The sequence below is a fragment of the Sinorhizobium psoraleae genome, from assembly GCF_013283645.1.
GTDB lineage: Bacteria > Pseudomonadota > Alphaproteobacteria > Rhizobiales > Rhizobiaceae > Sinorhizobium > Sinorhizobium psoraleae.
Genome location: NZ_JABEKV010000004.1, coordinates 22,613 through 39,997 on the forward strand (window position 1 = coordinate 22,613; position 17,385 = coordinate 39,997).

The window sequence follows — 17,385 nt, forward strand, 5'->3', positions numbered from 1 at the left end:
CGATGGCCGGGGTACGCAGAGACGGACAGAGCAGCGAGAGGGTCGGCGTAGCCATTCCATTCGCACGGCCCCTCGACGTCGACCCGGCCGATCCGTTCGGCATGGCCGAATGGATGAAAAGCATGCAGAATCTCCCGCCGTACCCGCTGATGGCGCATCCGGCGGCGGCGGTTGCCGCGGCAACGGCGCTTGGTTTCGGCCTGTCCAGTCACATCGCCGGCATCATGTTCGGCGCCATGCAGGGCGCTGTCGGTGCCATGCAGAAAGGCATCCCGGCGCCGGCCGAGCCGGCGCCAACGGCTGCACCGGCCAGACAGGCGGTGCAGCAAGCGCCAGAAGCTTCGCCAGCCCCCGTTGTTGCGCCGTCTTCCAAGGTATCCAGGCCGAAGGCGAAAACGAAGGCGCCCGCCAAGGTGTCGAGGCAGGTTGCGGCCGATGACCTCAAGCGGATTTCCGGCATCGGTCCGAAGCTTGAGCAGGTCTTGAACGCCAGGGGCATTCGCCGCTTTGCGGACATCGCCGGCTGGAGCGAGGCGGATGTGGCGCGGCTGGATAAGGAACTCGGCTTCGACGGCCGCATCCTGCGCGACGACTGGGTGGGGCAGGCGAAGGCGCTCAAGGGCGCGTGATGAGAGATGAGGCGATGACCCTCTGCGGCCATCGCCAGCAAGCGGCATGGCTATAAAGGAATTGTCTGCCGCCGAGAGGCAGGCGGACGGAAGACAGGATTGAGTGCGAAGATGGCAAAGCTGAAAGTCGACGGAAAAGAGATCGAGGTCCCGGATCATTTCACGCTGCTTCAGGCGTGTGAAGAGGCCGGCGCCGAGGTTCCGCGCTTCTGTTTCCATGAGCGGCTTTCGGTTGCCGGCAACTGCCGCATGTGTCTGATCGAGGTGAAGGGCGGGCCGCCGAAGCCGGCCGCTTCCTGCGCCATGGGTGTGCGCGATCTGCGCCCCGGCCCGAACGGCGAAGTGCCGGAAGTCTTCACGACCACGCCGATGGTCAAGAAGGCACGCGAAGGCGTCATGGAATTCCTGCTGATCAATCATCCGCTCGACTGCCCGATCTGCGATCAGGGCGGTGAGTGCGACCTGCAGGACCAGGCCATGGCCTTCGGCATTGACAGCTCGCGCTATCAGGAGAACAAGCGCGCGGTCGAGGACAAGTATATCGGCCCGCTGGTGAAGACGGTAATGAACCGCTGCATCCACTGCACGCGTTGCGTCCGCTTCACGACGGAGGTCGCCGGCATTGCCGAACTCGGTCTCATCGGTCGCGGCGAGGACGCCGAGATCACCACCTATCTCGAGCAGGCGATGACGTCCGAGCTGCAGGGCAATGTCGTCGACCTCTGCCCGGTCGGCGCCTTGACGTCCAAGCCATTCGCCTTCACCGCACGCCCGTGGGAACTGAACAAGACCGAATCGATCGACGTCATGGACGCGCTCGGCTCGGCGATCCGCGTCGACACGCGCGGCCGCGAAGTCATGCGCATCATGCCGCGCGTCAACGAGGACATTAACGAGGAATGGATCTCCGACAAGACCCGTTTCATCTGGGATGGCCTGAAGACACAGCGCCTTGATCGCCCCTACGTCAAGAAGGACGGCCGCCTTCAGCCCGCAAGCTGGAGCGAGGCGTTCCAGGCGATCAAGGCTGCCGTTGCGAAGACCTCGGGCGACGCGATCGGCGCGATCGCCGGCGATCTCGCTTCTGTCGAGGAAATGTACGCGCTGAAGGAACTCGTTTCGTCGCTCGGCTCGCAGAATATCGACTGCCGGCAGGATGGTGCAGCGCTCGACCCGTCGCTTGGCCGCGCGAGCTACATCTTCAACCCGACGATTCAGGGCATCGAAAGTGCTGATGCGCTGCTTATCATCGGCTCCAATCCGCGCTTCGAAGCGTCCGTGCTCAATGCGCGCATCCGCAAGCGCTGCCGCATGGGCAACTTCCCGATCGCCGTGATCGGCGAACAGGGCGAACTGCGTTACGAATACGAGTATCTCGGTGCTGGCAGCGAGACGCTGGCCGAACTCCTTTCCGGCAAGGCCAAGTTCTTCGCGACCTTGAAGAAGGCGCAGCGCCCGCTGATCATCGTCGGCCAGGGCGCGCTGGCAGGGCAGGGCGGTGCGGCCGTTCTCGCAAACGCCGCGAAGCTCGCGGTCGCGGTTGGCGCGGTCGGCACAGACTGGAACGGTTTTGCCGTTCTTCATACGGCTGCCTCCCGCGTCGGCGGGCTCGATCTCGGCTTCGTCCCCGGGGAGGGCGGCAAGTCGGCAGCCGATATGGTCGGCAGCGCGGAAGTGCTGTTCCTGCTCGGCGCGGACGAGCTCGACCTTTCGGCGCGCAAAGCCGGCTTCACCGTCTATATCGGTTCGCATGGCGACAACGGCGCACATGCAGCCGATGTCATTCTTCCGGGCGCGACCTACACCGAAAAGTCCGGAATCTGGGTGAACACGGAAGGGCGGGTGCAGACGGGCAACCGCGCCGGCTTCGCTCCGGGCGATGCGCGCGAGGACTGGGCCATCATCCGGGCGCTTTCCGATGTGCTCGGCCGAAAGCTGCCCTTTGATTCGCTTGGTGAATTGCGCGCGAAGCTCTATGCGGCTCATCCGCATTTCGCCGAGAATGACACGATTGCTGCGGGCCGCAGCGATGAAATTGCCGCACTCGCACAAAAAGCCGGTGAGATGGCGAAATCCGTGTTTGCGTCTCCGGTCAAAGACTTCTATTTGACGAACCCGATAGCGCGCGCATCCGCCGTGATGGCCGAATGCTCGGCTTTGGCACGCAACAATTTCAAAGCTGCGGCGGAATGAGCGCGAGGGAATAGAGTATCATGGACGCTTTCGTTTCGACCTATGTCTGGCCTGCGATCATCATGGTCGCCCAGTCGCTGCTGTTGCTGGTCGCGCTGCTGCTCTTTATCGCCTATGTTCTGCTGGCCGATCGTAAGGTCTGGGCGGCCGTGCAGCTTCGCCGCGGCCCGAACGTCGTTGGCCCGTGGGGACTGTTTCAGTCCTTCGCCGACCTCCTGAAATTCGTCTTCAAGGAGCCGGTCATTCCGGCCGGCGCCAACAAGACGATCTTCCTGCTTGCGCCGCTGGTCTCGGTGACGCTTGCTCTTGCCGCCTGGGCGGTCATTCCGCTCAACGCGAACTGGGTGATCGCGAACATCAACGTCGGTATCCTCTTCGTCTTCGCCATATCTTCTCTCGAAGTTTATGGCATCATCATGGGCGGATGGGCGTCGAACTCGAAGTATCCCTTCCTCGGCGCGTTGCGTTCCGCCGCGCAGATGGTGTCCTACGAAGTCTCGATCGGCTTCGTCATCGTCACGGTCCTGCTTTGCGTCGGCTCGCTCAACCTGACGGACATCGTCATCGCTCAGAGCGACGGTCTCGGAACGATGATTGGCCTGCCGGCCTCTTTCCTCGACTGGCACTGGCTGTCGCTCTTTCCGATGTTCATCGTGTTCTTCATCTCGGCCCTTGCCGAGACGAACCGTCCGCCCTTCGATCTGCCCGAAGCCGAATCCGAACTCGTCGCGGGCTTCATGGTCGAATACGGCTCCACCCCGTACATGATGTTCATGCTCGGCGAATATGCGGCGATCTGCCTGATGTGCGCGCTGACGACGATCCTGTTCCTCGGCGGCTGGCTGCCCCCGGTTGACATCTGGCTGCTGAACTGGGTCCCGGGCATCGTCTGGTTCGTGCTCAAGGCCTCGTTCGTCTTCTTCATGTTCGCGATGGTCAAGGCGTTCGTGCCGCGCTACCGCTACGATCAGTTGATGCGCCTTGGCTGGAAGGTCTTCCTTCCGCTGTCGCTCGCCATGGTCGTGATCGTCGCATTCGTTCTGAAGCTGATGGGGTGGGCTTGATGTCCGCTCAAGCTTCGCTGAATACCGCCGGTGTCTTCGATGCCGGCAAGTTTGGAGGTAAATGATGGCCGGTCTTTCGCAAGCCGTCAACTCGCTGTTCCTCAAGGAATTCGTCGGCGCATTCTTCCTGTCGATGCGCTATTTCTTCAGGCCGAAGGCAACCGTGAACTACCCCTTCGAAAAGGGCCCGGTCAGTCCGCGGTTCCGCGGCGAACATGCGCTTCGCCGCTATCCGAACGGGGAAGAGCGCTGCATTGCCTGCAAGCTGTGCGAGGCGATCTGTCCCGCCCAGGCAATCACCATCGAAGCCGGCCCGCGCCGCAACGACGGCACGCGTCGCACGGTGCGCTACGACATCGACATGGTGAAGTGCATCTATTGCGGTTTTTGCCAGGAGGCCTGTCCGGTCGACGCCATTGTCGAGGGGCCGAACTTCGAATTCGCCACCGAAACGCGCGAAGAGCTTTACTACGACAAGGAGAAGCTGCTCGCCAACGGCGACCGGTGGGAACGGGAAATCGCGCGTAACATCGCGATGGACTCGCCCTACCGCTGAGGCTATCCGCGTGACGCTGCATCGCGCCGCTTCCGAGCGGTGCATGTGAAACAGGTACTGGGCATTTGGCCGGACCGTGTCCGGCATTGCCCGTGGAGTGGGGGCAGGCGCCTTCACGCCGAGCAAGACGAAAAAGGCACCGATCATGGGTCTGCAGGTTCTTTTTTTCTATCTCTTTGCCTTCATTGCGGTGGCATCGGCATTCATGGTCATTGCGGCCAAGAATCCGGTTTACTCCGTTCTGTTCCTGATCCTGACCTTCTTTAACTCGGCAGGGCTCTTCCTGCTGACGGGGGCCGAGTTCCTCGCGATGATCCTGCTCGTCGTCTATGTCGGCGCGGTGGCTGTTCTGTTCCTGTTCGTCGTCATGATGCTCGACGTCGATTTCGCGGAGTTGCGTGCGGGCGTGCTTGAATATGCGCCGATCGGCGCGTTGATCGGCTTGATCCTTGCGGCCGAGCTCATCGTCGTCGTCGGGGGCACCACGTTCTCGCCGGAAATCGCCAAGGGCATCTCGATGCCGATCCCGGCGGCAACCGAGCGGACGAATACCGCCGCACTCGGCGACGTTCTCTACACCCACTACATCTACTTCTTCCAGATCGCGGGGCTCGTGCTGCTCGTCGCCATGATCGGCGCCATCGTGCTGACGCTCCGTCACCGCCAGAACATCAAGCGCCAGAGCATTCCGCGCCAGGTTGCCCGCACACCGGAGACCGCCGTCGAGGTGGTCACGGTCAAGCCCGGGCAGGGCATCTAAGCCGGACGCGAGGTCGAGGAACTACAACATGGAAATCGGAATTTCCCACTATCTGACCGTCAGCGCCATCCTGTTCACGCTCGGCGTCTTCGGCATCTTTCTCAATCGGAAGAACGTCATCGTCATCCTGATGTCGGTGGAACTCATCCTGCTCGCGGTCAATATCAACATGGTGGCCTTCTCGGCCTTCCTCAACGACATCACCGGTCAGGTCTTCGCGCTGTTCATCCTGACTGTGGCGGCCGCCGAGGCGGCCATCGGGCTTGCAATTCTCGTCGTCTTCTACCGCAACCGCGGCTCGATTGCCGTCGAAGACGTCAACATGATGAAGGGCTGATTGGGCTATGGACACCATTATCAAGGCTATCGTCTTTTTGCCTCTGATCGGCTTTCTCATTGCGGGTCTTCTCGGCACGCAGATCGGTGCGAAAGCATCCGAATATGTGACAAGCGGATTGATGATCATCGCGGTCGCGCTGTCCTGGCTCGTTTTCTTCGATGTCGCGCTCGGCGAAGAGGAAATGATCAAGGTCTCGGTGTTGCGCTGGATCCAGTCCGGCAGCTTCGATGTCGAATGGGCCTTCCGTGTCGACACCCTGACCGCGGTCATGTTTGTGGTGGTCAACACGGTTTCGACGCTCGTGCACGTCTATTCGATCGGATACATGCATCATGATCCGCATCGGCCGCGCTTCTTCGCCTATCTATCGCTCTTCACCTTTGCGATGCTGATGCTGATCACGTCGGACAACCTCTTGCAGATGTTCTTCGGCTGGGAAGGCGTGGGCTTGGCGTCCTATCTCTTGATCGGCTTCTGGTACAAGAAGCCTTCCGCCAACGCGGCGGCGATCAAGGCCTTCATTGTCAACCGTGTCGGCGACTTCGGTTTCTCGCTCGGAATCTTCTGCGTCTTCGTGCTCTTCGGTTCGATCAACCTCGAAACCATCTTTGCCGCCGCACAAAGCTACCTGCCGGCGGAAGGCGCCGAGGCAGGGGAAGCCGTCATCACGCTGTTCGGTATGCAGCTCGACAAGGCGCATGCCTTGACCGCCACCTGCCTGCTGCTCTTCATGGGCGCAATGGGCAAGTCGGCGCAGTTCCTGTTGCACACTTGGCTGCCGGACGCGATGGAGGGCCCGACGCCGGTGTCGGCCCTCATCCATGCCGCAACCATGGTCACCGCCGGTGTCTTCCTCGTTGCCCGCATGTCGCCGCTGTTCGAGCTCTCGCCCGATGCGCTGACGGTCGTTACCCTGATCGGTGCCATTACGGCATTCTTTGCCGCAACCGTTGGCCTCGTGCAGAACGATATCAAGCGCGTCATCGCCTATTCGACCTGCTCGCAGCTCGGCTACATGTTCGTGGCACTCGGCGTCGGCGCCTATGGTGCCGCTATCTTCCACCTCTTCACGCACGCCTTCTTCAAGGCGCTCCTGTTCCTCGGCGCCGGTTCGGTGATCCACGCCGTCGATGGAGAGCAGGACATGCGTTACATGGGCGGATTGCGCACGCACATCCCGGTCACCTACTGGATGATGTTTATCGGTACGATCGCGCTGACCGGCGTCGGCATTCCGGGAACCGTCATCGGCACTGCTGGCTTCTTCTCGAAGGATGCGATCATCGAATCCACCTTCGCCTCGCATGGTGCCGTTTCCGGCGTCGCCTTCATCCTTCTCGTGATCGCCGCTCTGTTCACGAGCTTCTATTCGTGGCGTCTGACCTTCATGACGTTCCACGGCAGGCCGCGGGCTTCTTCGGACGTCATGCATCACGTCCACGAGTCACCGCAGGTGATGCTGGTGCCGCTCTATATCCTCGGCGCCGGCGCGCTCTTCGCGGGCTTCCTGTTCCATGATTATTTCTTCGGCCATCACTATGTCGAGTTCTGGCAGGGCTCTCTCTTCACGCTGCCTGAAAACGAAATTCTCGAGGAATACCACCACGTTCCGCTTTGGGTGAAATGGAGCCCGTTCGTGGCCATGGCGCTTGGTCTCTATACCGCCTGGTACATGTACATCCGCTCGCCGGAGACGCCGAAGTATCTCGCGCAGCAACACCGTGGTCTCTACCAGTTCCTGCTCAACAAGTGGTATTTCGACGAACTGTACGATTTCCTCTTCGTCCGCACCGCAAAGCGTCTCGGCACCTTCCTCTGGAAGGAGGGTGACGGCCGGGTGATCGACGGCTTCGGACCGAACGGTGTTGCGGCACGCGTTCTCGACGTGACCGACCGCGTCGTCCGGCTGCAGACCGGTTACCTCTATCACTACGCGTTCGCCATGCTGATCGGCATCGCTGCGCTCGTTACATGGATGATGCTCGGGAGTTCCTTCTGATGACCGATTGGCCCGTACTTTCCGCGGTCACCTTCATGCCGCTCGTCGGCGTTCTGCTTCTCTTGCTGACAAGGGAAGACAGCGTCTACGGCCGCCGCAACATCCTGAACGTGTCGTTGCTGACGACGATCTTCACCTTCGCCGTATCGCTCTACATCTGGTATCAATTCGACGCCTCGAACCCCGGCTTCCAGATGGTCGAGAAGCGCGAATGGCTCGGCACCGGCATCTCCTATCATCTCGGCATTGACGGCATTTCCGTTCTGTTCTTGCCTCTGACGGCTCTCTTGATGCCATTCTGCGTGCTCGCAAGCTGGCTCACGATCGAGAAGCGCCTGAAGGAATACATGATCGCGTTTCTGATACTGGAAACGCTGATGCTGGGCGTCTTCGTCTCGCTCGATATCGTGCTCTTCTACGTGTTCTTCGAAGCGGGCCTCATTCCGATGTTCATCATCATCGGCGTCTGGGGCGGCAAGGATCGCGTCTATGCGAGCTACAAGTTCTTCCTCTACACGCTGCTTGGCTCGGTGCTGATGCTGCTCGCCATCATGGCGATGTACTGGCAGGCTGGCACGACCGACATCACGGAACTGCTCGCCTACAAGTTCCCGCGCGGGATGCAGACCTGGCTGTGGCTTGCCTTCTTCGCCTCCTTCGCGGTGAAGATGCCGATGTGGCCGGTTCACACCTGGCTTCCGGACGCGCACGTCCAGGCGCCGACCGCGGGCTCCGTGATCCTCGCCGGCATCCTGCTGAAGCTCGGCGGCTACGGCTTCCTGCGCTTCTCGCTGCCGATGTTCCCGCTCGCGTCGGACTATTTCGCGCCGTTCGTCTTCACGCTCTCGATCATCGCAATCATCTACACCTCGCTGGTGGCGATGATGCAGACCGACATCAAGAAGTTGATCGCCTATTCCTCGGTGGCGCACATGGGCTATGTGACCATGGGTACTTTCGCCGCCAACACGCAGGGCGTCCAGGGCGCGATCTTCCAGATGTTGTCGCATGGCGTCGTCTCCGGCGCGCTCTTCCTTTGCGTCGGCGTCGTCTATGACCGGCTGCACACCCGCGAGATCGCTGCCTATGGCGGCCTCGTCAACAACATGCCGAAATATGCGGTCGCCTTCATGGTCTTCACCATGGCGAACGTCGGCCTTCCGGGCACCTCCGGCTTCGTCGGCGAAGTACTGACGCTGGTCGGCGCCTTCCGCGCCAATACCTGGGTCGCCTTCTTCGCGACCACCGGCGTCATTCTGTCGGCCGCCTATGCGCTCTGGCTCTACCGTCGGGTGATCTTCGGTGCGCTCGAGAAGGAGAGCCTGAAGGCGCTGCTCGATCTGTCGGCGCGCGAGAAGCTCATTCTCTACCCGCTGGTGATCCTGACGATCTTCTTCGGTGTCTATCCGGCGCCGGTCTTCGATGCGACGGCGGCTTCCGTGGATCTGCTCGTCAACAACTACTCCGCAGCCCTGCAGGCAGCGCAAGACGTTGCGCTTTCGGTGCAATGACCACAGGACGTGACTGGACATGACTGCTGAAACCCTCTTTGCAAGCCTGCAACTCTCGGTCCCCGAACTGATCCTCGCGGTCGGCGCGATGGTACTGTTGATGATCGGCGTCTTTTCGAGCGAACGGTCCACGCCGACGGTAACCGGGCTTGCGGTCGCACTGCTGATCATCGCAGGGCTGTGGCTCGTCCTGAAGACGGGCGAGGGCGAGGCCTATGGCGGCGCCTTCCTCTCCGATCCCTTCGCCAAGTTCATGAAGGTCCTGGCGCTGATCGGCTCCATTACTGCGATGGTGATGACCGTCGGTCATGCCCGCTCGGCCCAGATCGATCGTTTCGAGTTTCCGGTGCTCCTGGTTCTGGCGACCCTCGGCATGCTGCTGATGATCTCCGCCAACGACCTGATCTCGCTCTACCTGTCGCTGGAATTGCAGTCGCTCGCCCTCTACGTGGTAGCGGCAATCAATCGTGACAGCATCCGTTCGACGGAAGCCGGATTGAAATATTTCGTTCTCGGTGCCCTGTCATCGGGCATGATGCTTTACGGCATGTCGCTCGTTTACGGTTTCACCGGCCATACCGGCTTCGACGAGATCGCTGCGGCGCTGACGGCGGAAGGCCGTTCGCTCGGCCTGGTCTTCGGCTTGGTATTCATTCTCGCCGGCCTCGCCTTCAAGATTTCCGCGGTTCCGTTCCACATGTGGACGCCGGACGTCTACGAGGGCGCACCGACCCCGGTCACGGCCTTCTTCGCCGCCGCTCCGAAGGTCGCGGCGATGTCGATCCTCGTTCGCATCGTCATCAACGCCTTCGAACCGGTGGTGGCCGACTGGCAGCAGATCATCGTCTTCATCTCGATCGCTTCCATGCTGCTCGGTGCCTTCGCGGCAATCGGCCAGAGGAACATCAAACGGCTGATGGCCTATTCCTCGATTGGCCACATGGGCTATGCCCTGGTCGGCCTTGCGGCCGGCTCGATGGCCGGAGTGCGCGGCGTGATCCTCTACATGCTGATCTACATGATCATGACGCTCGGCACCTTTGCCTGCATTCTCGCCATGCGCCGCAAGGAAGGCGAGCACGTCGAGAACATCGATGATCTTGCCGGTCTCTCGCAGACCAATCCGTTCATGGCAACGGTGCTGACGATCCTGATGTTTTCGCTGGCCGGCATTCCGCCGCTCGCAGGTTTCTTCGCGAAGTATTTCGTGTTCGTGGCCGCAATCGAGGCGCATCTCTACGCGCTCGCGATCATAGGCGTGCTCGCGTCCGTCGTCGGCGCCTATTATTACCTGCGCGTGATCAAGGTCATGTGGTTTGATGAAGCCAAGGGTGAATTTGCCCGCACTGCTGGCGAACTGCGTCTTGTCTTCGGCCTTTCCGGTCTGTTCGTTCTCGGGTACGTGCTGATCGGCGGTCCGCTCGGAAGCGCCGCGGAAGTTGCGGCCCGGACCTTCTTTTGACCGGCGGGAAGGGCGGCGGCCGGATTTCGCTTGACGACTTCCGGCACGTCGCACTTGCCGAGACCGTCTCGACCAACAGCGAGTGCCTGGCGAGGGCGCGCGAAGGCGACCCAGGCAATCTCTGGATCACCGCCGGGCGCCAGACGGGCGGTCGCGGCCGTCGCGGCCGCGCCTGGTTTTCCGAGCCTGGCAATCTCTACGCATCGCTGCTTCTCATCGATCCGGCACCGATCGCGCGCCTGCATTCCCTGCCTCTTGCAGTCGCGGTGGCGGCGCACCGGGCGATCCGGATGGTGATGCCGCCGGCGGCAGCGCCGGTTGAGATCAAATGGCCAAACGACATCCTCATCGATGGAAAGAAGGCATGCGGCATTCTTCTCGAAGGGGAGGAGCTTGCCGATGGCCGCCGGGCGCTGGTCATCGGCTTCGGAGTGAATGTCGGTGTCGCGCCCGAGGGGGCGCTCTATCCTGCGACATCTCTTCGTCGCGAAGGGGCGTCGGCGTCTCCCGAGGAACTGTTCGCACATCTCTTTCTCGCCGTGGCCGAGATGCTCGCGCTCTGGGATCGCGGCACCAGCGTCGGCAAGATCATTGAGCTTTGGCGTTCGGCGGCGCGCGGCATTGGCGAGACGATCACGGTCAACCTGCCGGATCGATCGCTTTCGGGCCGTTTTGTCGGTATTGACCACGACGGCAGGTTGTTGCTCGATACCGGCGCCGGCACGCAGCAGGCGATCGCCGCCGGTGATGTATTTTTTGGATGATTGAAGAATAGGGGCGCGCAAAGATATGGCGCAGGAAGAAGAACTGGTGTTCTTGCCGCTCGGCGGCGTCGGCGAAATCGGCATGAACCTCGGCCTTTATGGCTATGGCCGGCCGGGCAACCGCCAGTGGATCATGGTTGACTGCGGCGTGACCTTTCCCGGCCCGGAACTGCCGGGCGTCGAACTGGTCTTGCCGGATATCGCCTTCCTCGCGGAGGAGCGCCGCAATCTGAAGGCGATCATCATCACGCATGCGCATGAGGACCACTATGGTGCGTTGAACGATCTTTGGCCCGGCTTGAACGTTCCGGTCTATGCCTCGCCCTTCACCGCCGGCATGCTTGAGGCGAAGCGCGATTTCGAAAAGAGCCGCGGCGAAATTCCGATCACGATCTTCAAGCAGGGTGACCGGATCAATGTCGGCCCCTTCAGCATCGAGGCGGTCGGCGTCAATCATTCGATCCCGGAACCGATGTCACTCGTCATCCGCACGCCGCTCGGCACCGTTGTACACACGGGCGACTGGAAGATCGATATCGAGCCGTCGCTCGGCCCGATCACGGATGAGGCGCGCTTCCGCCGGGTTGGCGAAGAAGGCGTGCTGGCGCTCGTCTGCGACTCGACCAACGCACTTCGCGATGGGGTTTCGCCCTCCGAACAGGAGGTTTCCGAAAGTCTGGCCAGGATCATCGCCAACGCTGAAGGTCGTGTCGGCATCACCACGTTCTCCTCGAACGTCGGCCGCATTCGCTCCGTCGCCGAAGCGGCGGAAGCAGCGGGCCGAGAGGTGCTGCTGCTCGGCAGTTCTATGAAGCGGGTCGTGGACGTAGCGAGGGACCTCGGCCTGATGGAAGGGCTGAAGCCGTTCCTGGCGGAGGACGAGTTCGGCTATATTCCGCGCGATAAGGTCGTCGTGATCCTGACCGGCAGCCAGGGCGAGCCCCGGGCAGCGCTTGCCAAGATTGCCCGGGACGAGATGCGCAATGTGGCGTTTTCCGCCGGCGACACGATCGTCTTCTCTTCGCGAACCATCCCCGGCAATGAGAAAGCCATCAACGATATCAAGAACGGTCTGATCGAACAGGGCATTCACATCATCACCGACAGTGAGGCGCTGGTGCATGTTTCCGGTCACCCGCGGCGCAACGAGCTGCAGCAGATGTATCAGTGGGTCAAGCCGCAGATCGTCGTGCCCGTCCACGGCGAGGCAGCCCACTTGACGGCGCATGCCGAACTGGCGCTGCATTCCGGGGTCGCCAGTGTACCGCGGCTGCGCAACGGCCAAATCTTGCGCCTGGCTCCAGGGCCGGCGGAAGTGATCGACGAGGCGCCACACGGCCGCATCTATAAGGACGGAACCCTGATCGGCGATTTCGACGAGATGGGCATCGGCGAGCGGCGCAAGCTTTCCTTCGCCGGGCACGTCTCCGTCAACGTCGTGCTCGACAACCGCTATGATTTCCTCGGTGATCCGGTTGTCGTGCCGATCGGGCTTCCGGAGTTCGATGACGAGGGCGAGGACATGAATGACACGCTCTATGACGCAGTGCTCGGCGCAGTGGAAAGCATTCCTCGGGCAAAGCGGAAGGATCTGGCCATGTTGCAGGAAGCGGTTCGCCGCGCCGTGCGCAGCACGGCCAATCAGGTCTGGGGCAAGAAACCGGTCGTCACGGTCTTTGTCACCAAAGTCTGATTTCCTCGCCACCAAGGTACGATGTAAACGGTCACGCAGCCATCGGCTTTGGTCTTTGAGCGAACGGAGCATTCGATGTTGGGAAGGGTAAACCACGTGGCGATCGCCGTGCCGGATTTGTCTTCGGCCGCTGAAAGCTATCGTTCGACGCTCGGTGCAAACGTCACCGAGCCACAGGCGCTTCCCGAACACGGTGTCACGGTTGTGTTCGTAACGCTCCCGAACACGAAGGTGGAACTGCTGGAACCGCTGGGCGAGGCATCTCCGATTGCCGCCTTCCTTGCAAAGAACCCGGCGGGCGGCATGCACCACATTTGCTATGAGGTGGCGGATATCATCGCGGCGCGCGATCGGTTGAAGCAGGCGGGCGCGCGGGTGCTCGGCGATGGAACGCCGAAAATCGGCGCGCACGGCAAACCGGTCCTGTTCCTCCATCCCAAGGATTTTCAGGGTACTCTGATAGAGTTGGAACAGGTGTGACAGTCGGGCGCGGCCCACTTGTTTGCCGGCTGGGCTGAGGAACGCTATAAGGCGGACGCCATAGCCTTGGCGGCAGTTCCGGCGGAAACGCGCCGGCGCTCGGTCTGTCCAGCGATTTGAATTGAGACCCGCAATGTCCGCTTTTTCGACCCTTGCCATCTACTTCATCATCTGGTGGCTGACGCTGTTTGCCGTTCTGCCTCTGGGAGTCCGGACGCAGGCCGAGGAAAACGATGTCGTACCCGGCAGTGTCGAAAGCGCTCCAGCGCGGTTTCGTGCACTTCGTGTCGTTTTGCTGACCACTGTCATCGCTGCGGCCATTCACCTCGGTTGGTACGTCGTTTCTGTCAAACTCGGATACGGGATCGATTCTATCCCGCGGTTCGCTCCGGAATTTTACTGAACGGCCGCCGCGCCTGCCGGGTGGATGGCAAAAAAACATGCTACGGGCGAAGCCGACAGCCGTGTCGCCAGCGTTCTGCCACCCCATCTCGTGACGGCTCCTACAGGGCCGCGTGTCTCATCAGACGCGCCAAAGGAGCCTGTAGCACGTTGAATTGCTGCATGTTTTTGGCGCTAAATCGAATACGACTAAGGAAACATGAGCAGGAGATGCGGATAGCATTCCTGCCAGCCCCTCGGCGCCAACGGGAAATTCGCGGCCTTGACAACCGGAGAATTGACATTTTTGAAAAGTGCTTCGGTTCTGGGGTATTGTGAAAAAGCAAAAAAAAACAAGGCGTAAAGCCTTGTTTTTAAGTTTCGCGTGATCTTTAATCCGTTTCCGGCGGCAGCGGACGAGCGCGCCTAAGATCTTATCCTCCCAAGACTTGACCGCGAATTTCGGCAAGAATTTGGTCTTCTTGCCTGTTTTGTGAGCCGAAATTAGCTCAAACATTGGGCGCTGTCATCTGCTTTTTTTGCATTTTTGCTACAGTCTGACAAAATTTTCCCGTTGACAGGAGCCGTCATTGTCCTGTTACTACCGTGCTCTTTTGACGCAGGCGAGCTCGGCGCATTTCCTGTCAAATCCCATCTGTTATGTGGCTTTCTTCCCGCCGCGGCAGGGTTTTCTTCCGCTCGCGAAGCGGTTATGAACGCTGAGCTCGAATGCTTTCCACACCGGCGGTGCCGGAGGAGAAATTCAAGAGTACGATCGCAGTAAGGCAAAGCCGCTTCTCCTCGCTTGCAGGTGGACGGCGGCCGAAGCACAACGTCATTTCGCCCGAATCCGCCGATAGTGCGAAGTCCACCAAGTTCTGGAACCCGTCATGCGCCTGTCCCGCTATTTCATGCCCATCTTGAAGGAAAATCCGAAGGAAGCGGAAATCGTTTCCCACCGTCTGATGCTGCGGACGGGCATGATCCGCCAGCAGTCTGCCGGCATCTACACCTGGTTGCCGCTCGGCAAGCGCGTGCTCGACAAGGTCAATGCGATCATTCGCGAAGAGCAGAACCGCTCCGGCGCGATCGAGCTCCTGATGCCGACGCTGCAGTCGGCAGAGTTGTGGCAGGAGAGCGGGCGCTACGATGCCTATGGCAAGGAAATGCTACGCATCAAGGACCGGCAGGACCGGCCGATGCTCTATGGTCCGACGAACGAGGAGATGATCACGGACGTGTTCCGCTCCTATGTGAGGTCCTACCGCGACTTGCCGCTGAACCTCTATCATATTCAGTTGAAGTTCCGCGACGAGATCCGTCCGCGCTTCGGCACGATGCGTTCGCGCGAGTTCCTGATGAAGGACGCCTATTCCTTCGATCTTAACCGCGAAGGGGCGGAACATGCCTATAACAGGATGTTCGCCGCCTATTTGCGCACTTTCGCCCGCATGGGCCTGCGCGCCATTCCGATGCGCGCCGATACCGGCCCCATTGGCGGTAATCTCAGCCACGAGTTCATCATTCTCGCCGACACCGGCGAGTCCGAAGTCTTCTGCCACAAGGATTTCCTCGGTTTCGATATTCCGGGTGAGGAAACCAATTTCGATGACGTCGCCGGCCTGAAGACGATCTTCGAGAAATGGACGTCGCGCTATGCGGCGACGTCGGAAATGCATGACGAGCCGGCTTTCAACGCGATCCCCGAGGGGGAGCGTCTTTCCGCGCGCGGCATCGAGGTTGGCCATATCTTCTATTTCGGCACAAAATACTCCGAAGCGATGGGCGCGAAGGTGCTTGGGCCGGACGGCAAGGAGCACGTCGTGCATATGGGCTCCTACGGCATCGGTCCGACGCGTCTCGTGCCGGCGATCATCGAAGCGTCGCACGACGAAAACGGCATCATCTGGCCGAAGTCGGTCGCCCCGTTCGATGTGGTGGTAATCAACATGAAAGCGGGTGATGCCGCTTGCGATGCGGCCTGCGGCACGCTCTACTCGGATCTCGGCAAGGCTGGATTCGACGTGCTTCTGGACGATACCGATGATCGCGCCGGCGCGAAATTCGCGACCGCCGATCTCATTGGCGTTCCGGTTCAGATCATCGTCGGCCCGCGTTCGGTCGCGAATGGCGAGATCGAGGTCAAGGACCGCAAGACCGGCGAACGCGAGACGATGACGATCGAAGCCGCGATCAACAAGCTGGTTGCGACCAGATAGAGACGAAGGAAGCGAAGATGACCGCGGCGACGGAAGACCAGGTGCAGGCTGCCGCTCCGTCTGGGGCGCCTTCCAGTCGTCCCTTTTCCGCGTTCGAGCGCATGGTAGCCTGGCGCTATCTGCGCTCGCGACGGAAGGAAGCCTTTATCTCGGTCATCGCCGGCTTTTCCTTCATCGGCATCATGCTGGGTGTGGGGACGCTGATCATCGTCATGGCGGTGATGAACGGATTCCGTACCGAGCTTATTTCGCGCATCCTCGGCATGAACGGCCATATCATCGTTCAGCCGCTCGATGGACCGCTCACCAACTATGCCGATCTCGCCACCAAGTTTTCCGCGGTCCCCGGCGTCACCATGGCGATCCCTATGGTCGAAGGGCAGGTTCTCGCCCAAGGGCTGGGTGACGCGTCAACAGGAGCCCTCGTTCGCGGTGTCCGTGCCGACGACCTCTCGAAGATGAAATCCATCTCGGAGCACATTCAGCAGGGCGATCTTGTCGGCTTTGCGTCGGGCAGCGGCGTCGCCATCGGTTCGCGTATGGCCGAACAACTGGGCATCCGTGTCGGTGGCACGATCACGCTGACGTCGCCGAATGGCGATGTGACGCCCATGGGCATGAATCCTCGCGTCAAGGCCTATACGGTCTCGGCGATCTTCGAGATCGGAATGTCGGAATACGACGCAACGATCGTCTTCATGCCGCTCGAGGAGGCGCAGCTTTATTTCAATGCGGAAGGTCTCGTCCAATCGATCGAGATTTTCGCCGAGCATCCGGACGCCGTCGACGCCTTGCGCAAGCCCCTTGAAGACGCGGCCGGCCGGCAGATCTTCATCAGCGACTGGCGCGACCGCAACAAGACCTTCTTCTCCGCGCTCGAGGTCGAGCGGAACGTCATGTTCATGATCCTGACGCTGATCGTACTGGTGGCGGCCTTGAACATTATTTCGGGCCTCATCATGCTGGTGAAGGACAAGGGCAGCGACATCGCGATTCTCAGAACGATGGGCGCGACATCCGGGTCGGTGATGCGCATCTTCTTCATGACCGGGGCTGCCATCGGCGTCACCGGCACCATCGCCGGGGTGCTCCTTGGCGTCGTTGTCTGTCTCAATATCGAATCGATCCGTCAGTTCTTCTCCTGGATTTCGGGAACGACGCTCTTCAATCCGGAACTTTATTTCCTGAGTCAGCTTCCTGCGGATATGAATGCCGACGAGACCGTCGCCGTCGTCATCATGGCGATTGCCCTTTCCTTCCTTGCCACGATCTTTCCAGCCTGGCGCGCCTCGCGCCTCGATCCGGTGCAGGCCCTGCGATACGAATAATAAGGA

The 17,385-nt window shown here is 60.7% G+C and carries 15 protein-coding genes; all 15 read left to right on the forward strand.

Annotated features, from left to right (window positions below; translation table 11 throughout):
• Nucleotides 1–2: 2 nt before the first annotated feature.
• The 15 genes from ILFOPFJJ_RS21025 to ILFOPFJJ_RS21095 all read left to right on the forward strand — a co-directional run bounded on the left by ILFOPFJJ_RS21025 (nt 3) and on the right by ILFOPFJJ_RS21095 (nt 17,379).
• Nucleotides 3–629 (forward strand): helix-hairpin-helix domain-containing protein, encoded by a 627-nt coding sequence (locus tag ILFOPFJJ_RS21025; RefSeq protein WP_173512539.1) that lies wholly within the window; start codon nt 3–5, stop codon nt 627–629.
• A gap of 111 nt (nt 630–740) precedes the next feature.
• Nucleotides 741–2,822, forward strand: a complete 2,082-nt coding sequence (nuoG, locus tag ILFOPFJJ_RS21030) for an NADH-quinone oxidoreductase subunit NuoG (RefSeq protein ID WP_173512540.1) — start codon at nt 741–743, stop codon at nt 2,820–2,822.
• A 20-nt stretch (nt 2,823–2,842) separates the two neighbouring features.
• Nucleotides 2,843–3,886: an NADH-quinone oxidoreductase subunit NuoH gene (gene nuoH, locus ILFOPFJJ_RS21035; protein WP_173512541.1), complete on the forward strand. Its 1,044-nt coding sequence runs from the start codon at nt 2,843–2,845 to the stop codon at nt 3,884–3,886.
• 64 nt (nt 3,887–3,950) lie between these two features.
• On the forward strand, nt 3,951–4,442 hold the full coding sequence (gene nuoI / locus ILFOPFJJ_RS21040; RefSeq protein WP_136504284.1) for an NADH-quinone oxidoreductase subunit NuoI: 492 nt from the start codon (nt 3,951–3,953) through the stop codon (nt 4,440–4,442).
• A 145-nt stretch (nt 4,443–4,587) separates the two neighbouring features.
• Nucleotides 4,588–5,202 (forward strand): NADH-quinone oxidoreductase subunit J, encoded by a 615-nt coding sequence (locus ILFOPFJJ_RS21045; RefSeq protein WP_173513307.1) that lies wholly within the window; start codon nt 4,588–4,590, stop codon nt 5,200–5,202.
• A gap of 28 nt (nt 5,203–5,230) precedes the next feature.
• Complete coding sequence (gene nuoK, locus ILFOPFJJ_RS21050) at nt 5,231–5,539, forward strand: NADH-quinone oxidoreductase subunit NuoK (RefSeq protein ID WP_034803568.1); 309 nt, start codon at nt 5,231–5,233, stop codon at nt 5,537–5,539.
• A gap of 7 nt (nt 5,540–5,546) precedes the next feature.
• Nucleotides 5,547–7,541 carry an NADH-quinone oxidoreductase subunit L gene (gene nuoL / locus ILFOPFJJ_RS21055; RefSeq protein ID WP_173512542.1) on the forward strand — a complete coding sequence of 665 codons (1,995 nt, stop codon included), beginning with the start codon at nt 5,547–5,549 and terminating at the stop codon, nt 7,539–7,541.
• The gene (locus tag ILFOPFJJ_RS21060; protein ID WP_173512543.1) at nt 7,541–9,052 is read left to right on the forward strand and encodes an NADH-quinone oxidoreductase subunit M; all 1,512 of its coding nucleotides are present in this window, start codon (nt 7,541–7,543) and stop codon (nt 9,050–9,052) included. Before nuoL ends, ILFOPFJJ_RS21060 begins: the two co-directional genes overlap by 1 nt.
• A 19-nt stretch (nt 9,053–9,071) precedes the next feature.
• Nucleotides 9,072–10,514, forward strand: a complete 1,443-nt coding sequence (gene nuoN, locus ILFOPFJJ_RS21065) for an NADH-quinone oxidoreductase subunit NuoN (protein ID WP_173512544.1) — start codon at nt 9,072–9,074, stop codon at nt 10,512–10,514.
• Nucleotides 10,511–11,278 carry a biotin--[acetyl-CoA-carboxylase] ligase gene (locus ILFOPFJJ_RS21070; protein ID WP_173512545.1) on the forward strand — a complete coding sequence of 256 codons (768 nt, stop codon included), beginning with the start codon at nt 10,511–10,513 and terminating at the stop codon, nt 11,276–11,278. Before nuoN ends, ILFOPFJJ_RS21070 begins: the two co-directional genes overlap by 4 nt.
• Nucleotides 11,279–11,303: 25 nt before the next feature.
• Nucleotides 11,304–12,971, forward strand: a complete 1,668-nt coding sequence (locus tag ILFOPFJJ_RS21075; RefSeq protein ID WP_173512546.1) for a ribonuclease J — start codon at nt 11,304–11,306, stop codon at nt 12,969–12,971.
• 75 nt (nt 12,972–13,046) lie between these two features.
• Complete coding sequence (gene mce, locus ILFOPFJJ_RS21080; protein ID WP_173512547.1) at nt 13,047–13,451, forward strand: methylmalonyl-CoA epimerase; 405 nt, start codon at nt 13,047–13,049, stop codon at nt 13,449–13,451.
• A gap of 133 nt (nt 13,452–13,584) precedes the next feature.
• Nucleotides 13,585–13,854, forward strand: a complete 270-nt coding sequence (locus ILFOPFJJ_RS21085; RefSeq protein WP_173512548.1) for a DUF1467 family protein — start codon at nt 13,585–13,587, stop codon at nt 13,852–13,854.
• 868 nt (nt 13,855–14,722) lie between these two features.
• A complete protein-coding gene (gene proS / locus ILFOPFJJ_RS21090; protein ID WP_173512549.1) occupies nt 14,723–16,051 on the forward strand; it encodes a proline--tRNA ligase in 1,329 nt (442 codons plus the stop codon).
• A 17-nt stretch (nt 16,052–16,068) separates the two neighbouring features.
• A complete protein-coding gene (locus tag ILFOPFJJ_RS21095; RefSeq protein ID WP_173512550.1) occupies nt 16,069–17,379 on the forward strand; it encodes a lipoprotein-releasing ABC transporter permease subunit in 1,311 nt (436 codons plus the stop codon).
• Nucleotides 17,380–17,385 lie beyond the last annotated feature (6 nt).